The sequence below is a fragment of the Pseudonocardia sp. P1 genome, from assembly GCF_000178675.2.
GTDB lineage: Bacteria > Actinomycetota > Actinomycetes > Mycobacteriales > Pseudonocardiaceae > Pseudonocardia.
This window is the reverse complement of sequence record NZ_ADUJ02000001.1, coordinates 2,820,953-2,835,086: the sequence shown is the minus strand read 5'-3', so window position 1 is coordinate 2,835,086 and position 14,134 is coordinate 2,820,953. Positions and strand designations below refer to the sequence as shown.

Below are 14,134 nucleotides of genomic sequence, written 5' to 3'. Positions count from 1 at the left end.
CCGGGACATCGGAGCGGCACCGCGAGGACCGAGAGAGGTACCCATGGACACCCGACTCGCCCGCACCATCGCACGGACCGCCGCGACGACGGCCGCCGCCGTCGCCACCGCCGGGGCGGTGCTCGTCCCCGCCGGGGTCGCGAGCGCCGACCCGGTGATCGACCCCGCACCCAGCGCCTGCCGCCCCGCGAACACGAACGCGGTCGTGGAGCCGGCGCCGTCGAGCGCCGGGCACCGCCACTACTCGGTGGTGCTCACCGCCGCGCCCGGGACGGCGAACTGCATCCTGCAGGGATCGCCGTCCGACGTCACGTTCAGCCTGGACGGTTCGCCGCGTGCGGTCGACGCGGTGCCCTACGGCGACCAGACGCGTCCGGTGGTCTTCGGCCCGGCCGATCCCGTGCAGTTCGACGTCCAGGTCCCGAGTTCGCCCGGCCCCGCGCAGGCGGACCAGGTCGACTTCGCCCCGGGCGCCCCGGACGGGGAGATCCCGGGCGCCTTCACCGCGTACGGCCCGATCGGGGTCGACGCGGGCATCCGGATCGGGCCGGTCACCGGGCAGCAGTGACCCGCGGCGCAGATCCGTGCGGCACCGGGCCGCACCGCTGATCCGCAGCACCGAGCCATCGCGGGCCGGACCCGGCCCGCGGCGCGGTCCCGTCCGGGACCGCGCACCGGCGCCCGTCCACGGGGCAGGGGAGGGGGGACACCGCCCCGCCCGTGGACGGGCCGCCGGACGTCATCGAATCCGAGGGGAACCCATGCGCACCATCACCCGTACCGCCGCCGCACTGGCCGTCACGGCGGGCCTGGCACTCGCCCCGGCCGGCGTCGCGAACGCCGCGTCGGCCGCGACACCCCCGCCGGCCGCGCCGACGGCGTGCGCGCCCGAGAACGTCCGGGCGACCGTCCGGCCCGGCGTCTCGACGGGCGAGTTCAGCAGCTACACCGTCCGCCTCGTCGCCGACGAGGGCACCGCGCCGTGCCGGGTCAACGGCTGGCCGCACCTGGTGGCGGCCTCGCTCGCCGGGGTGCCGCAGGAGCTGCCCTACGCCGGTCCCGCCGACGGTGCCGCCAGCCCGGTCGACTTCGGCCCCGGCACCCCGGTGCAGTTCGACGTCCGGGTCGAGGGCCCGGCGCTCGTCCCGGCCGACACCGTCGAGTTCACGGCGTCGGAGGCGCTCGAGCCGATCCCGGGGCGCTTCGTCGCGACCGGCAGGATCGGCATCGGGGAGCGGATGGGCGTCACGTCCTTCTACTCCGCACCCTGACCGCGAGGACGCGGCCGTGCGTCCGGACCGGACGCACGGCCACCGTGGACGGTCCGCCCCCGGCGGGTCAGCCCAGCCGCAGGTCGGCCGACTCGTGGTCGAGCAGCCACCGCTTGACCGGCAGCCCCCAGCGGAACCCGCCCAGCGAGCCGTCGGTGCGCAGCACCCGGTGGCACGGCACGAACAGGGCGGCCGCGTTGTGCGCGCAGGCGCCCGCCGCCGCCCGCACGGCGGCCGGACGCCCGGTCTTCTCGGCATAGCCGGTGTAGGTGACCGGGGCGCCGGCGGGCACCGTGCGCAGGACGTCCCAGGCGTGCTCGCGGTACGGACCGGACCGCTGGCGGACCGCGACGTCGTCGACGGCCGACAGGTCGCCGTCGTGGTAGCGGTCGATCGCGTCGCCGACCGCACCGATGTCGCCCTCGGTCACCTCGGTGGGGGCCAGCGAGTCGTGGATCAGCGGCAGCAGGTCGTCGACCGATCCGGTCCAGCCGGAGGCGAGGACGTACCCGTCGGGGTCGACGACGGCGGTGAAGGGCCCGGCCGGGGTGTCCCGGGTGGCCCAGACGGCGGTGCTCATGCGTTCCTCCTGACGGCGGGGGCGGACGTGGCCGCCCGCCAGAGACGGGTGGCGGCGTAGGACCGCCAGGGCGCCCAGGCGCGGGCGCGCTCGACGAGCGCGTCCTCCTCACCGGGCAGGCCGAGCGCCGCGGCCCCGCGGCGCACCGCGAGGTCGGACGCCAGCAGTTCGTCGGGGTCACCGAGCACCCGCATCGCGAGGTAGCCGGCGCTCCACGGCCCGATCCCGGGCAGCGTCCGCAGCTCGGCGCGCAGCGCGCCGGGCTCGCGTCCGGCGTCGAGCACGAGCTCTCCCGACGCGAGCGCGGAGCACAGCCCGCGTAGCGAGGAGGCCCGCCGCGCCGGACCGGCGAGCTCGACGTCGGCGAGCGTCTCCGGGGCGGGGAAGAGCAGGTCGGGACCGTCGTCGTCGCGCAGGGCGGGCGGCAGCTCCGTCCCGTGCGACGCCGCGATCCGGGACGCCGCGGTCCGCGCCGCGGCGACCGAGACCTGCTGGCCGAGCACGGTGCGGACGGCCGTCTCGGCCGGATCGGCGGTGCCCGCCAGCCGGATCCCCGGCGTCGCCGCGACGAGCGGGGCGAGGACCGGATCGGCGGCCAGTGCGGTGTCGACGGCGAGCGGGTCGGCGTCGAGGTCGAGCAGCCGGCGAAGCCGGGACACCGCCGGGCCGACGTCGCGCGGGTCGGTCGTGCGCAGCGTCGCCAGCACGGCGCCGGGCCGGGCGGTCAGGTCGAGCGCGACCGACGCCGGGCCGTGCGGCAGGCGCAGCGTCCGCCGGTAGGTGCCGCCGTCGACGCGTTCGACGCGGTCGACGGCACGGGCGGCCAGGTGCTCGAGCAGCCCGTGCGGGTCGAACGGCGCCCGGTAGGGCAGCCGGAGCGTGATCGTCCCCGGTGCCGCGTGCGCCGCACCCCGCCGCCGCGCGGCCTCGCTCCGGAGCCGTGACGGCGGCACGCCGTAGACGCCGCGGACGGTGTCGTTGAACTGGCGCACGCTGCCGAACCCGGCGGCGAACGCGACGTCGGCCAGGCCGAGCGGCGTCGTCTCCACCAGGACGCGGGCGGTGTGCGCGCGCTGCGCGCGGGCCAGCGCGAGCGGCCCGGCGCCGAGCTCGGCGGTGAGGATCCGGCCGAGCTGCCGGGGCGAGTACCCGAGTCGCGACGCGAGCCCGGGCACCCCCTCCCGTTCGACGACGCCGTCGGCGATCAGCCGCATCGCCCGCCCGGCGGCGTCCGCCCGCAGGTTCCACTCCGGGGACCCCGGGACGGCGTCGGGCAGGCACCGCCGGCACGCCCGGTAGCCGGCCGACTGGGCGGCCGCCGCCGTGCGCAGGAACTCGACGTTGCGTGCCTTCGGTGGCGGCACCGGGCAGGACGGCCTGCAGTAGATGCCGGTCGTGCGCACCGCCGTGACGAACTGGCCGTCGAACCGCTGGTCCTTCGCGGCGACGGCGCGGTAACAGGTGTCGTGGTCGAGCAGCACGACACCGACTGTGCCACCGCGCACCGCCCGGGACTCGCGGGAATCGGTCGCGGGTATCGGACCCGCGACGAGCCGTTCAGCTCCCGCAGACCGAGCCGGAGAGCCAGCCCTGCTCGCAGGCGAACTCGACCTGCTGCTCCCGCTCGCCCGGGTCGTCGGGGCGGCCGCGGGGCGGGACGCCGTCGTCGTCCGGCGTGGCGCGCGGCGGGTCGGGCCGCTCGGCGCCGGAACCCGATCCGCCGGATCCGGACCCGCCGGATCCGGAGGTGCCGGATCCGGAGGTGCCGGATCCGGACCCGCCGGATCCGGAGTTCCCGGTTCCGGACGTGCCCGAGCCGGACGAACCGGAGCCCGACGAACCCGAGCCGGACGAACCCGAACCCGAGCCCGAGCCCCCGGATCCGCGCGATCCGCCGTCCCCGGACGCCTCGTCCTCCACCGGCGCCGCGGGCGGCGGCGCGACGACCGGCGGCGGGGCCGGCGCGGGCGGCGGCGCCGAGGTGGCCGGCGTCGCGGGCGGCAGCGCGGCCTCCTCGGCACCGGTCGCCGTCAGCGACACCGCGGAGACGGTGCCCGCGGTGGCGAGCACCGCCACCCCGGCGGTCAGCAGGGCGTGCATTCCCGGCAGGCGCATGAATCCCCCTCGGTCTCGGCGCCGCAGCTTCCACCCCGTGCGGGCCGGTGTTGCGTCCGTGGGGTGATGCCACCGGTCGTGCCGACGAACGGTGCGTCACGACCGGGTGCTCGGCGCAGTATGTCGTACTCCGCTCGGCCTAGTGACAGCGACGGTCCGTGACCTTTGGCAAGGGGGCCTCGCCGACGCGCACCCCGCGTCGTACGGGATCATGGTGGTGACCCGGGCAGCAGAGGAGGCGATCATCGCGACCGAGGCCGTCGACGCCGGCCCCGAGGGCCGACGTGCGGGCCGGGCCACCGCGGCCCGCACCCGCATCGTGGGCTGGGTGCTGCTGCTCGTGCTCGCGTCGCTGGGCGTCGTCACGTTCGTGACCTGGCTGCTGCTGATCAACGAGTCGGACCGCCGGATCGACGAGGCGCTGCGCTCCGAGACCGCCGAGTTCGCCCGGGTGACGGTGACCGGCATCAACCCGACGACCGGCCGGCCCTACGGCTCGGTCGACGAGATCCTGCGGTCGGTGATCGCGGCGAACGTCGCCCGCCCGAACGAGAAGTTCCTCGGCTACCTCGACGGCGAGTTCCGCTGGGAGTCCCGCCGCACCAGCCCCCGGGTGCTGCTGCGCGAGGACCCGGAGTTCAACCGGCTCGTCGCCGACGTCCCGCGGCTGACCAGCGGCTCCTACCTCAGCGAGGCCGGCGAGGTCCGCTGGTCGGCGCTGCCGGTCGGGCTGGCGGGCGACCCGTCCACCGGCGTCATCGTGATCGGCTACTTCACCGAGCAGGAGCACGAGTTCGCGAACGAGGCGGCTCGGCTGATGGGTCTGGTCGGGTTCGGGACGGCGCTGCTCAGCGCCGTCGGTGCCTGGCTGGTCGCGGGGCGGATCCTGCGCCCGCTGCGCGACGTCGCCGCCACCGCGCGGACGATCACCGGCAGCGACCTCTCGCGACGCGTCCCGCAGCACGCGCGGGCCCGCGACGAGATCGCCGAGCTGGCCGGGACGCTCAACGCGATGCTCGACCGCGTGCAGTCGGGTGTGCAGGCCCAGCGCCGCTTCGTCGATGACGCCGGCCACGAGCTCCGCACACCGATCACGATCGTCCGGGGGCACCTGGGCGTCCTGGATGCGCGCGACCCCGAGGACGTCACCGAGACCGTCGCGCTGGTCGACGACGAGCTGGAACGGATGAACCGGCTCGTCTCCGAGATGCTCGCGCTGACCCGCGCCGAGCAGCCGTCGTTGCTCCGGCCCGAGTCGGTCGACGTCGCCGAGCTGACCCGGGAGCTGTTCGACAAGCTCACCGGGCTGGCCGACCGGGACTGGCAGCTGGAATCCGTCGCGCACGTGCACGCCCGGATGGATCCGCACCGGATCACCCAGGCAGTCGTCGCGCTGGCGGACAACGCGACCCGGTTCACCGGTGCGGGCGACCGGATCGCGCTCGGCTCCGAGGCGGTGGGGGACCGGCTCCGTGTCTGGGTCGCCGACGGCGGCCCCGGTGTCGCGCCCGAGGACCGGCACCGGGTGTTCCGCCGGTTCGCCCGCGGCGAGAACGCACCGCGCTCCGACGGCGCCGGGCTGGGACTGTCGATCGTCGAGGCGATCGCGACGACGCACGGGGGCCGCGTCCTGCTGGAGAGCACCCCCGGGCACGGCGCGACGTTCACACTGGACCTGCCGAGGAGCGAGACGTGAGCAGCCGGATCCTGGTCGCCGAGGACGAGCCGCGGATCGCGTCGTTCCTCAAGAAGGGCCTGGTCGCCGCCGGGTTCGGGGTGACCGTCGTCGCGGACGGCACCGGTGTCCACGACCACGCCCTCACCGGCGGGTTCGACCTGATGGTGCTCGACATCGGACTGCCCGGGATGGACGGCTTCGACGTGCTCCGCCGGCTCCGCGCGGCGGGCAGCGCCATCCCCGTGATCATCCTGACGGCGCGGGACAGCGTGCACGACACCGTGGCCGGGCTGACCGGTGGCGCCGACGACTACATGGCCAAGCCGTTCCAGTTCGAGGAGCTCCTGGCCCGGGTGCAGCTGCGGCTCGAACGGGCCCGGCCCGCCCCGGACCCGGAGGTGCTGGCCCACCGCGGGCTGGAGCTGGACCCGCGGACCCGGCTGGTGACCCTGCACGGCCACGCGGTCGAGCTGTCGGCGCGGGAGTTCGCGCTGGCCGAGACGTTCCTGCGGCACCCCGGGCAGGTGCTGTCCCGGGACCAGTTGCTCCGCCTGGTGTGGGGCTCGGAGTACAGCGCGGCGGCCACGTCGTCCAACGTCGTGGACGTCTACGTCCGCTACCTGCGGCGCAAGCTCGGGCCCGACTGGATCGCGACGGTGCGCGGGGCGGGCTACCGGCTCGAACCCGGCTGACCGGCGCGACTACCCTGGTCGTCCGTGTCCCTCACCCTCGGCATCGTCGGCCTGCCCAACGTCGGCAAGTCGACCCTGTTCAACGCGCTGACCCGTAACGACGTCCTGGCCGCGAACTACCCGTTCGCGACGATCGAGCCGAACGTCGGCGTGGTCCCGCTGCCGGATCCCCGCCTGGACAAGCTGGCCGAGATCTTCGCCTCGGACAAGATCCTCCCGGCGACGGTGTCGTTCGTCGACATCGCCGGCATCGTCAAGGGCGCCTCCGAGGGGGCGGGCCTGGGCAACAAGTTCCTCGCCAACATCCGCGAGTCCGACGCGATCTGCCAGGTCGTGCGGGTCTTCGACGACCCGGACGTGGTGCACGTCGACGGCCGCATCGACGCCGCGAGCGACATCGAGACGATCGCGACCGAGCTCGTGCTGGCCGATCTGCAGACGCTGGAGAAGGCACTCCCGCGGCTGGAGAAGGAGGCTCGCACCCAGAAGGACCGGCGCCCGGTGCTCGACGCCGCGCAGGCCGCGGCCGGGATCCTCAACGAGGGCCGGACGCTGTTCCAGGCCGGCGCCGACACCAGCCTGCTGCGCGAGCTGACGCTGCTCACCACCAAGCCGTTCCTGTACGTGTTCAACGCCGACGAGGCCGTCCTCTCCGACGACGCCCGCCGCAAGGAGCTGACCGAGCTCGTCGCCCCGGCGCAGGCGGTCTTCCTGGACGCCAAGGTCGAGGCCGAGCTGCTCGAGCTCGACGACGAGTCCGCGGCCGAGCTGCTGGAGTCGATCGGGCAGGACGAGGCGGGCCTCGCCGCCCTCGCCCGCGCCGGGTTCTCCACCCTCGGGCTGCAGACCTACCTCACCGCCGGGCCCAAGGAGTCCCGCGCCTGGACGATCCCGCAGGGCGCGACCGCCCCGCAGGCCGCCGGCGTGATCCACACCGACTTCGAGCGCGGGTTCATCAAGGCCGAGATCGTGTCCTACGACGACCTCGTCGCGGCCGGGACGATAAACGCCGCGAAGGCCGCGGGGAAGGTGCGGATGGAGGGGAAGGACTACGTCATGCACGACGGCGACGTGGTCGAATTCCGCTTCAACGTCTGATCGGGTCCCGTTTCCGCTGGTCAGCACGTTAGGGCTCCGGCGTATTCGTCACCGGTTCGTCAGTAGCGCCGAGGACGGCCGTCAGCATCGAGTCCGCAGCGGCTCGTGTGCGGTCCTCCGCGGTCGGCCACAGGTGCGCGTAGGTGCTCAGGGTGACGGTCGCACTGGAGTGCCCGAGCGCCCGCTGCACGGTTACCACGTCGCAGCCGGCCGCGATCAGCCCCGAGGCGAAGAAGTGCCGCAGATCGTGCAGGCGGATCGTCGGGTGCCCGGCGTCGCGGCGGGTCTTGCGCCACCAATAGCCGACTGTGTTCTGGTGCGGCGGGTTGCCGTTCTCGCCCCGGAACAGCCACCGCTCCGACCCACGGCCCGAGAGCCCAGCCAGGTGCACCCGCACGATGTCCACCAGGCCGTCGGCGAGGTGGACCGTCCGCTCGCTCCCGTACTTGGGTGCTCGGATCTCGACGGCCTGGTTGTTCGCCCGCTGCACCTGCCGCCGGACCACGAGCCTCCGGGCCGCCAGATCGAAGTCACCGACCTGGACCGCGGCAGCCTCCCCGAGCCGCAGCCCCGCGAAGGCACACAGCGCGATGAAGCACACGAACCGTCGGTCGGCCATCTCCAGCAGCACCCGGACGTCGTCCGAGGTCGGTAGCTCCATCGCCACGTCGGTACGACGGGCGCGGGGGAGCTTGACGCCCTCGCTCGGATCGGTCGCCAGGACCCGGTCCTTGACCGCCCCGCGTAGAACGGCCCGGACGTTGTTCACCCGCGTCCGGATGGTTCCCGGCGCGAGCCCGGCGGCACGGTCAGGGCCGCGGTCGGCAGTCTGCATCTCCTTGATCCACAGCTCGATGTGCGACCGCAGCAACCGCTGTAGCGGGACGTCCCAGAACGGCACCGAGCGTGCGGCCAGGTTCATCGCCCGAGCGGTGCCCGGTACCCAGATCTGGCGGGCGGACCAGCGCTCGAAGTACACCCCGAACGTGACCCGCCCGGCGTTCGGGTCGACGTAGTTGCCGCTGATGAGCGACGTGGTCTGCTCGTCCAGCCACCGTTGGGCGTCGGACTTCTTCCGGGTCGTCCGGGTGATCTGCTTGCCGCCCGGGTACGGCCGGTACTGGGCTTGCCACCGACCGTCCGACAGCTTCCGCACGCTGGCCATCAGGCGCTCGCCTTGACCTGGTCGGCGACCCAGCGGCGGACGTCGTCCGAGCGGTACCGGACGTGCCGGCCGATCCGGACGCCCCTCGGGCCGTAACCGCGACTGCGCCACTGGTAGAGGGTCTGCACCGGCACCCCGAGGTAGTGCGCGAGGTCCTGGATCGTCCACAGTCGCTCAGCGCTGATCATCGGGCGTTCCTCTCCGTACGGGTGCGGCGTTGCTCGCGTCGTCGTTCGGCGATGCCGAGGGCGATTTCTCGTTCGGCGTCGTTGCGGTGCCCGAACTGGGTGACGTGCCAGTCGTTGACCACCAGCACCGAGCCGGGTTCGGCAGGGGTGTCGAGGGCGGCGAGGGTTTCGCCGAGGCGGTAGGTGCGGCGTTCGCCGCGGATGGCGCCGAAGGTGGTGGAGTAGTTGCGGGACTTGGTGAGGAAGTGCCCGCGGAACCCGAGCATGTGGGCCCAGCGGCGCAGGTTCAGGTCCTCGTATTGCTCCTGGCCGCCGAGCTCCCACGCGGTCTCGATCAGCCTGCGGTGGTGCGCGGTGAGGTCGAGGTGGCGCAGGTGGGCGATGTCGCGGATGGGGCGGTCGGTGGCCTCGGACTTGCCGGTGCCCTTGGTGGCGTATTTGGCGACGTAGGCGGCCAGTGCGGAGTCTGTGATCTCGCCGTCGTCGTTCTCAAGCGTGGCCGCGGTGGTGGAGGTGATCGGGCGGACGTCGACCTGCCGGCCCCAGCCCAGCGGCAGCGGTGTCCCGTCCGGGCGGTCGACGACCAGCGAGATCGAGCGGGCCGCGTCTTGGACCGCGGAGTGCAGGCCCTCGGCGGTGACCCCGGCCGGTGCCGGGGTGGTCGATCCGTCCGGGCCGTCGAGACGGACGACGGCGTGGAAGTGGACCAGCCCGCGGCGCTGGTACTCGGCGACCTTGGCGTACGAGAGGCGGGCGTGGTCGCGGAACTCGCGGACCTTAACCCCGAGCATCTGCGCGATGATCCGGCGCAGGCGGATGGCGAAGCGATTCCACAGCTTCCCGGCGTGGGCCTGCCACAGCACCGCGCCGACGTAGTCGTAAGTGTCGGGGTCGAGCGCGGTGCCGATGCGCGGGTCGTCGGGGTGGTGCTTGTCGCCGCATCCGCATGGGACGACCAGACCGCGCGCGGTGACCCGGCGGGTGTGGACTGGCCCGAACGACGGCGCTGTCAGCGTGACGAATACCCGCGGGTGAGTGGAAGCGGTGTCCGGGACGCCCTTGCCGCCAGCCATTCCGGAGCGGATGAGGTGGTAGGCATCCGAGGCGTAGCGGTCCGAGCAGGCCGGGCACACCGAGGCGCGCCGGTTGCCGCACGGGGCGAGGATCTCGCCGTCGCGCTCGGCCAGCACAGCACCGGTGGCGCGGTCCTGGATCCGTGAGGAGCCGGTCAGATGGATGGGGGCGGCGCAGCCGCCGAGGGCGGTGACCTCACGGCGCCAACCCTGGAAGTCCGGCGAGCGCAGCAGGTGCGAGAGGTCGTGTTCGTGCTGGGTGGTGGCAGCCGTCATGGCGGCATCCCTCCCGGGACGGAGCTGAGGGGGTGGGGCGCGGCCACGCCGGGAGCTGGTCTCACGCGGCGGGGCCAGGCCGGGTCACCGGCGGTAGGTGCGGTGTTCGTGCTCGATCTCGACCGGGCCCGGCGTGAAGCCGTGGTATCGGGCGAGCAGGCGGGCGGCGGCCCGGTAGGAGCTGGCGTGGCCGATGTGGGTGCCGTGGTCGTTCTCGACCCGGTAGCGGGCGCCGTCGCGCAGCACGGTCCCGCCGTGGCCGGCGCCCCCGAGGGTGACCAGTGCCTTGCCCGGTTCGACGACATCGACGCCGATCACGCCGGTAGAGCGCTGGGGCTGCTTCTTGGTCTCCGGCGGCGGGGCCGATTCCGGGATGGGTCGCAGGTGGTCCCAGCGGGACACCATGTCCCGAGTCGTCCTCGGCACTAGCACGGACCGAGCCGGGCCCTCATTGCCGGCGTGCTGGAGGTGGTGGGTGCCGCCGAGCTTGAGGTGACCGGAGTCCAGGAGCTGAGCCACGGTGTCCCCGTCGTGGCGGGCGACCGGATCGGCGCGGCCTGGTTGGGCGGGGTCGGCGCGCAGGACCTGCCCGGAGCGCTCGACGAGGAACAGGCCGGGGTCTTGGGCCAGGCCCACGAGGCGGGCGACCTCGCGCGGGTCCTGCGTCGCCGCCGGGCCGTGGTGGGCGGTCTCGACGACGGCGGGCTCGCCGAACAGTGCGTCCTGCACGGTGCCGGTCTGTGCTGCGCCGGTCTGGGCGGTCATGCCGACCACCACCAGGTGGCGCGGGCCTCCCAGGACCACTCACGGGCCAGCTGGCGGATCACGTAGTACTCGGCCACGACCGCGCCGCCGACCACGATCCAGAACCAGCCCGAACCGGTGCCCAGATAGAGCCAGGTCCCGCCGATGACCAGCAGGAACAGCAGGGTGAGCTTGGCCCAGGTGCGCAGCGCCCAGATAGTCGTCGTGCCCATCACGCCGCCCCCCGATCGCCCTGCTTGTCACCGTCGCCGGTCTCGTCGTCCTGGAGGAGACCGATGACGTCAGCCACCGGCGGTGCGCAGCGGGTAACGAGTTCGGTGATGTCGTCGTCGGAGACGAACGCGGCCCGGAACCGGACCGGGAGCCGGGACCCACGGTCGATCACGAACCCGATCCCCGCGTGCCGCTCGTCTCCGGGTATCTCGTCGGCCAGCGCACCCCGCTCGCGGGCGCCTTCCCCGAGGACCATGTCGACGTGGCTGGCGGCGGTGACGCCGAGGCAGATCCGTTGGGTGAACAGCTCGCGGACGTCGACGACGTCCTTGGAGGGCTCCTGCAGGTAGCCGTGAACGGCGAACAGCGACGCTCGGCCCTGGGTCATGACCTCGGCGAGCAAGCGGAGGGCTTCGCGGACTGCAGTGCGGTCGCCGTAGGCGGTGAGCATGGCCATCTCGTCGATCACCAGCAGCTCCACTGGCGTCGCGGTGCTGGGGGTGCAGACGCGGAGGTTCTGCTCGCGCATGTCGTCCTGCCGGTCGCGCATGCTGTCGCGGAACTCAGTCAGGAGTTCGAGGGCCTGGGGCATCGAGGTGGCGTAGCGGTGGAACAGCGGTGAGCCCTGCTCGGTCTCCACCCCGCCTTTGAGGTCGACCATCCAGACACGGACGACGCCCTCTCGGATGCAGGGCCCGACGCCGCGCAGCGTGGACCAGAGCACGGAACCCTTGCCCGCTCCCGAGGCGCCGGCGACAAGGCGGTGCCCACCGATGATCGGGGCGGTGAAGGGCTCGCCGCGCTCGTTGTCGCCGATCTCGACCGCGCCGAGGTCGACGTCCTCGGCCTGCTCTGGAATGTCGGGGGCCGGGATGGTGCGGGTGAAGGGCAGCTCCCACTCGATGACGATCGCAACCACGCCGGGGCGGTGGCGGGTGATCGCGACCCGGTGTGCGATCAAGGCCTCCCACAGCACCGAGGCGCGTTCCTGCCAGAACGCGACGTCCTGCCCGCGGACCATGCGGACGTACACGGTGTCGATCGACGCCGAGGAGGACCGGACCCGCAGCACGCGGGGGACGAGCTGCTCGCCGCTGTGGCGGTGCTCGCGAGTCAGGCCGGTGTCGGACATGAGCTGGGCCCAGCGACGGCCGCGGTAGACCGTCCAGCGCCGCCAGGTGGCCCGCAGCAGCGGGGCAGCGAACCGGTCGAAGCTCGCCGGATGGCAGCGGCCCCAGACGAACACGGCCAGAGCCAGGCCGCCGAACACAGCGCTGGTGACGAGCGGACCGAGGATCAGTGCCAGGCCCAGGACAACGAGGGGGACGGTGACGAAGCCGGGGTGGCGGGCGAGCCAGGCGGCGGCCTGAACCTCACGGCCAGGCGGCCGGGGCGCACGCCCGGACTGTGAGCGTGCGGGTCCGTTGATACGGGTGGCGGTGCTACTACGCTTGTTCACTGCTACCAGTCCTCACGAGATGAGTTGGCCGGGTAGCGGGGCGCCCGCTGTGTGTTTCCGCCAAGAATCAGTTCGGCGGGCGCCCCACCAACCCGGGTGGTCACTTCTGTTCGCGCAGCGCGCCGCGGGCCGAGTCCAGATGCACCGTCAGGTGCGCGACGTCGCGGGCGAGGTTGTCGTGGGTGTTTTTGAACCCACCGGTCCGATACGGGATCCCGTGCAGCGACCGCTTGAGTTCGCGCATCGCGGCGTCCAGCTCTTCGACGGTGCGGTCGACGGCTTTCGACATGTCATTTCCTCCATTCCCGGGAGACCAGCTCGGCCTCCCACTTCTTCGCCGAGCTGGCCATGACCTTCAGCGAGCCGTGGGCTTTCTTCGCCGACGCGGAGATCTCATCGGGGGAGGCGACCGACCAGTGCTGCCCGTCGGCGCCGGCCTTGGCCGAGGCGCCCTTGCCGCTGCGCTTGGTCCGGGTGTCGGTGGCCTTGGCCGCGACCTTCTCTGCGTCGGTCAGGGCGTCGCCGACCAGCTGCAACGCGCGCCAGAACTCGCCGTACTTGCGCAGCGCGCGCCGGTTGACCTTCGGCAGGGTCCTGATCCGGTCCCGCGGGCCGAGGCTGATCGCCATGACGGTCAGACCCCCTTACGGATCGCGAGCTGGGCCAGGCGCAGGCCCTCCGCGACCCCGGCCCGCCACGCTTGCTCGGTCGGCACCACCGGCAGCTCAGTGCGGGACCAGCGGCGGCGCTCGATCTCCAGGCGCCGCACCAGACGACCTACGCCGGTAGTCGCCGGGGGCCGGGTGTTCGTGGTCGTGCTCATCGCGTCATCTCCGTTCCGGCCAGCGACGCCGGGCCGCTGGTCTCGCCGTCTCCGAAGCAGCCCGGGCAGGCCCCGGAACCGCCACACGTCGCGCACTCGATGCCGTTGATCGAGTCGCCGTAGCCGTCACACACGTCGCAGGCGCGGCTACCGCTGCATTCGCCACACACCACCGGCGATCACCCCTGGTCGGAGACACACGTGTCCCCAGGTCGGAATTGCATCGATGTGCCGGAACCGCGTCCGGCGGAAAGAGTGGGCCGCTACATCAGGCGGCCTGCCCGCACAGAGCTACGGACTGTTGGCGCTACTGGCGCCGGTCAGGACTCGCCGTCGCCGTCCTTGTTGTGGCGCCGGGTCGGCATCGGGGCCGGGGTGGCGTGCTTGAGACCCATCGCCTTGAACGCGATCCCCGAGACCGTGCGCCCGTCCGGGGACTCGATCGAGTATGGGTTGATCTTGGCGTCGATCAGCTGCACCCGCGCGTCCTCCGGGAAGCCCTCCCCCGGGTCGGCGGTGAGCGTCACCTTGATCTCCTCGCCCTTCGGTGCCCGCTGGCCCGCCTGGACCTGGAGCTTCGCGAACAGCGAGACCACGAACTGCGTGACCCCGTCCCGGTCGGTCACCGGGATATCGGCGCCGTTCGCGTCCTGCCGCATCTTGGGTGCCGGCGGCTCCACCACCGTGAGCTTGAAGCCGTCGAGCACCACCGGAAGGTCCCTCATCGCCATCTCCTCT

At 73.2% G+C, this 14,134-nt stretch carries 18 protein-coding genes; 5 read left to right on the top strand and 13 right to left on the bottom strand.

Annotated elements, in window-relative coordinates; genetic code table 11:
• The first annotated feature begins 43 nt into the window (after positions 1–43).
• Both PP1_RS12690 and PP1_RS12685 read left to right on the top strand, forming a co-directional pair.
• Positions 44–568: a hypothetical protein gene (locus PP1_RS12690; RefSeq protein ID WP_010237560.1), complete on the top strand. Its 525-nt coding sequence runs from the start codon at positions 44–46 to the stop codon at positions 566–568.
• 193 nt (positions 569–761) lie between these two features.
• Positions 762–1,271 carry a hypothetical protein gene (locus PP1_RS12685; protein WP_010237558.1) on the top strand — a complete coding sequence of 170 codons (510 nt, stop codon included), beginning with the start codon at positions 762–764 and terminating at the stop codon, positions 1,269–1,271.
• A 67-nt stretch (positions 1,272–1,338) separates the two neighbouring features.
• Here the strand turns inward: PP1_RS12685 and PP1_RS12680 are convergent, their stop codons facing one another.
• From PP1_RS12680 to PP1_RS12670, 3 genes are all read right to left on the bottom strand, one after another.
• Positions 1,339–1,851 carry a methylated-DNA--[protein]-cysteine S-methyltransferase gene (locus PP1_RS12680; protein ID WP_010237556.1) on the bottom strand — a complete coding sequence of 171 codons (513 nt, stop codon included), beginning with the start codon at positions 1,849–1,851 and terminating at the stop codon, positions 1,339–1,341.
• The gene (locus PP1_RS12675) at positions 1,848–3,332 is read right to left on the bottom strand and encodes an AlkA N-terminal domain-containing protein (RefSeq protein ID WP_075314944.1); all 1,485 of its coding nucleotides are present in this window, start codon (positions 3,330–3,332) and stop codon (positions 1,848–1,850) included. Before PP1_RS12675 ends, PP1_RS12680 begins: the two co-directional genes overlap by 4 nt.
• Positions 3,333–3,408: 76 nt before the next feature.
• On the bottom strand, positions 3,409–3,966 hold the full coding sequence (locus PP1_RS12670) for a hypothetical protein (protein WP_170918874.1): 558 nt from the start codon (positions 3,964–3,966) through the stop codon (positions 3,409–3,411).
• A 217-nt stretch (positions 3,967–4,183) separates the two neighbouring features.
• Here PP1_RS12670 and PP1_RS12665 point away from each other — a divergent pair, with 217 nt between their 5' ends.
• Genes PP1_RS12665 through ychF form a run of 3 tightly spaced genes read left to right on the top strand, consistent with a single transcriptional unit; the run spans position 4,184 to position 7,434 of the window.
• Positions 4,184–5,662 carry a sensor histidine kinase gene (locus PP1_RS12665; protein ID WP_010223753.1) on the top strand — a complete coding sequence of 493 codons (1,479 nt, stop codon included), beginning with the start codon at positions 4,184–4,186 and terminating at the stop codon, positions 5,660–5,662.
• Positions 5,659–6,336, top strand: coding sequence for a response regulator transcription factor (locus PP1_RS12660; RefSeq protein ID WP_010223755.1), 678 nt, complete (start codon positions 5,659–5,661; stop codon positions 6,334–6,336). Before PP1_RS12665 ends, PP1_RS12660 begins: the two co-directional genes overlap by 4 nt.
• 24 nt (positions 6,337–6,360) lie before the next feature.
• Positions 6,361–7,434, top strand: a complete 1,074-nt coding sequence (gene ychF / locus PP1_RS12655) for a redox-regulated ATPase YchF (protein ID WP_010223757.1) — start codon at positions 6,361–6,363, stop codon at positions 7,432–7,434.
• A 28-nt stretch (positions 7,435–7,462) separates the two neighbouring features.
• Here the strand turns inward: ychF and PP1_RS12650 are convergent, their stop codons facing one another.
• The 10 genes from PP1_RS12650 to PP1_RS12605 all read right to left on the bottom strand — a co-directional run bounded on the left by PP1_RS12650 (position 7,463) and on the right by PP1_RS12605 (position 14,121).
• The gene (locus PP1_RS12650; RefSeq protein ID WP_010223759.1) at positions 7,463–8,599 is read right to left on the bottom strand and encodes a tyrosine-type recombinase/integrase; all 1,137 of its coding nucleotides are present in this window, start codon (positions 8,597–8,599) and stop codon (positions 7,463–7,465) included.
• Positions 8,599–8,787 (bottom strand): helix-turn-helix transcriptional regulator, encoded by a 189-nt coding sequence (locus PP1_RS12645; protein ID WP_010223761.1) that lies wholly within the window; start codon positions 8,785–8,787, stop codon positions 8,599–8,601. Before PP1_RS12645 ends, PP1_RS12650 begins: the two co-directional genes overlap by 1 nt.
• Positions 8,784–10,136 (bottom strand): replication initiator, encoded by a 1,353-nt coding sequence (locus tag PP1_RS12640; protein ID WP_010223763.1) that lies wholly within the window; start codon positions 10,134–10,136, stop codon positions 8,784–8,786. The genes PP1_RS12645 and PP1_RS12640 overlap by 4 nt, the downstream gene beginning before the upstream one ends.
• Before the next feature lie 84 nt (positions 10,137–10,220).
• Positions 10,221–10,901 carry a hypothetical protein gene (locus tag PP1_RS12635; RefSeq protein WP_139323769.1) on the bottom strand — a complete coding sequence of 227 codons (681 nt, stop codon included), beginning with the start codon at positions 10,899–10,901 and terminating at the stop codon, positions 10,221–10,223.
• Positions 10,898–11,113, bottom strand: coding sequence for a hypothetical protein (locus PP1_RS12630; protein ID WP_010223768.1), 216 nt, complete (start codon positions 11,111–11,113; stop codon positions 10,898–10,900). The genes PP1_RS12635 and PP1_RS12630 overlap by 4 nt, the downstream gene beginning before the upstream one ends.
• Positions 11,113–12,573: an FtsK/SpoIIIE domain-containing protein gene (locus PP1_RS12625; RefSeq protein WP_050802170.1), complete on the bottom strand. Its 1,461-nt coding sequence runs from the start codon at positions 12,571–12,573 to the stop codon at positions 11,113–11,115. Before PP1_RS12625 ends, PP1_RS12630 begins: the two co-directional genes overlap by 1 nt.
• A gap of 100 nt (positions 12,574–12,673) precedes the next feature.
• Complete coding sequence (locus PP1_RS12620) at positions 12,674–12,862, bottom strand: hypothetical protein (RefSeq protein WP_010223771.1); 189 nt, start codon at positions 12,860–12,862, stop codon at positions 12,674–12,676.
• 1 nt (position 12,863) lies between these two features.
• Positions 12,864–13,202, bottom strand: coding sequence for a hypothetical protein (locus PP1_RS12615; protein ID WP_010223772.1), 339 nt, complete (start codon positions 13,200–13,202; stop codon positions 12,864–12,866).
• 5 nt (positions 13,203–13,207) lie between these two features.
• The gene (locus tag PP1_RS12610; protein ID WP_029239116.1) at positions 13,208–13,396 is read right to left on the bottom strand and encodes a hypothetical protein; all 189 of its coding nucleotides are present in this window, start codon (positions 13,394–13,396) and stop codon (positions 13,208–13,210) included.
• Positions 13,397–13,716: 320 nt separating this feature from the next.
• Positions 13,717–14,121 (bottom strand): hypothetical protein, encoded by a 405-nt coding sequence (locus PP1_RS12605; protein ID WP_050802171.1) that lies wholly within the window; start codon positions 14,119–14,121, stop codon positions 13,717–13,719.
• Positions 14,122–14,134: the final 13 nt, after the last annotated feature.

Excerpts from the sequence above, each read along its gene's own strand:
- PP1_RS12605 (WP_050802171.1), bottom strand. The coding sequence starts at position 14,121 with ATGAGGGACCTTCCGGTGGTGCTCGACGGCTTCAAGCTCACGGTGGTG.
- PP1_RS12620 (WP_010223771.1), bottom strand. The coding sequence starts at position 12,862 with ATGTCGAAAGCCGTCGACCGCACCGTCGAAGAGCTGGACGCCGCGATG.
- PP1_RS12685 (WP_010237558.1), top strand. The coding sequence starts at position 762 with ATGCGCACCATCACCCGTACCGCCGCCGCACTGGCCGTCACGGCGGGC.
- PP1_RS12610 (WP_029239116.1), bottom strand. The coding sequence starts at position 13,396 with ATGAGCACGACCACGAACACCCGGCCCCCGGCGACTACCGGCGTAGGT.
- PP1_RS12645 (WP_010223761.1), bottom strand. The coding sequence starts at position 8,787 with ATGATCAGCGCTGAGCGACTGTGGACGATCCAGGACCTCGCGCACTAC.
- PP1_RS12670 (WP_170918874.1), bottom strand. The coding sequence starts at position 3,966 with ATGCGCCTGCCGGGAATGCACGCCCTGCTGACCGCCGGGGTGGCGGTG.
- PP1_RS12690 (WP_010237560.1), top strand. The coding sequence starts at position 44 with ATGGACACCCGACTCGCCCGCACCATCGCACGGACCGCCGCGACGACG.
- PP1_RS12680 (WP_010237556.1), bottom strand. The coding sequence starts at position 1,851 with ATGAGCACCGCCGTCTGGGCCACCCGGGACACCCCGGCCGGGCCCTTC.
- PP1_RS12630 (WP_010223768.1), bottom strand. The coding sequence starts at position 11,113 with ATGGGCACGACGACTATCTGGGCGCTGCGCACCTGGGCCAAGCTCACC.
- PP1_RS12635 (WP_139323769.1), bottom strand. The coding sequence starts at position 10,901 with ATGACCGCCCAGACCGGCGCAGCACAGACCGGCACCGTGCAGGACGCA.
- PP1_RS12640 (WP_010223763.1), bottom strand. The coding sequence starts at position 10,136 with ATGACGGCTGCCACCACCCAGCACGAACACGACCTCTCGCACCTGCTG.
- PP1_RS12650 (WP_010223759.1), bottom strand. The coding sequence starts at position 8,599 with ATGGCCAGCGTGCGGAAGCTGTCGGACGGTCGGTGGCAAGCCCAGTAC.
- PP1_RS12615 (WP_010223772.1), bottom strand. The coding sequence starts at position 13,202 with ATGGCGATCAGCCTCGGCCCGCGGGACCGGATCAGGACCCTGCCGAAG.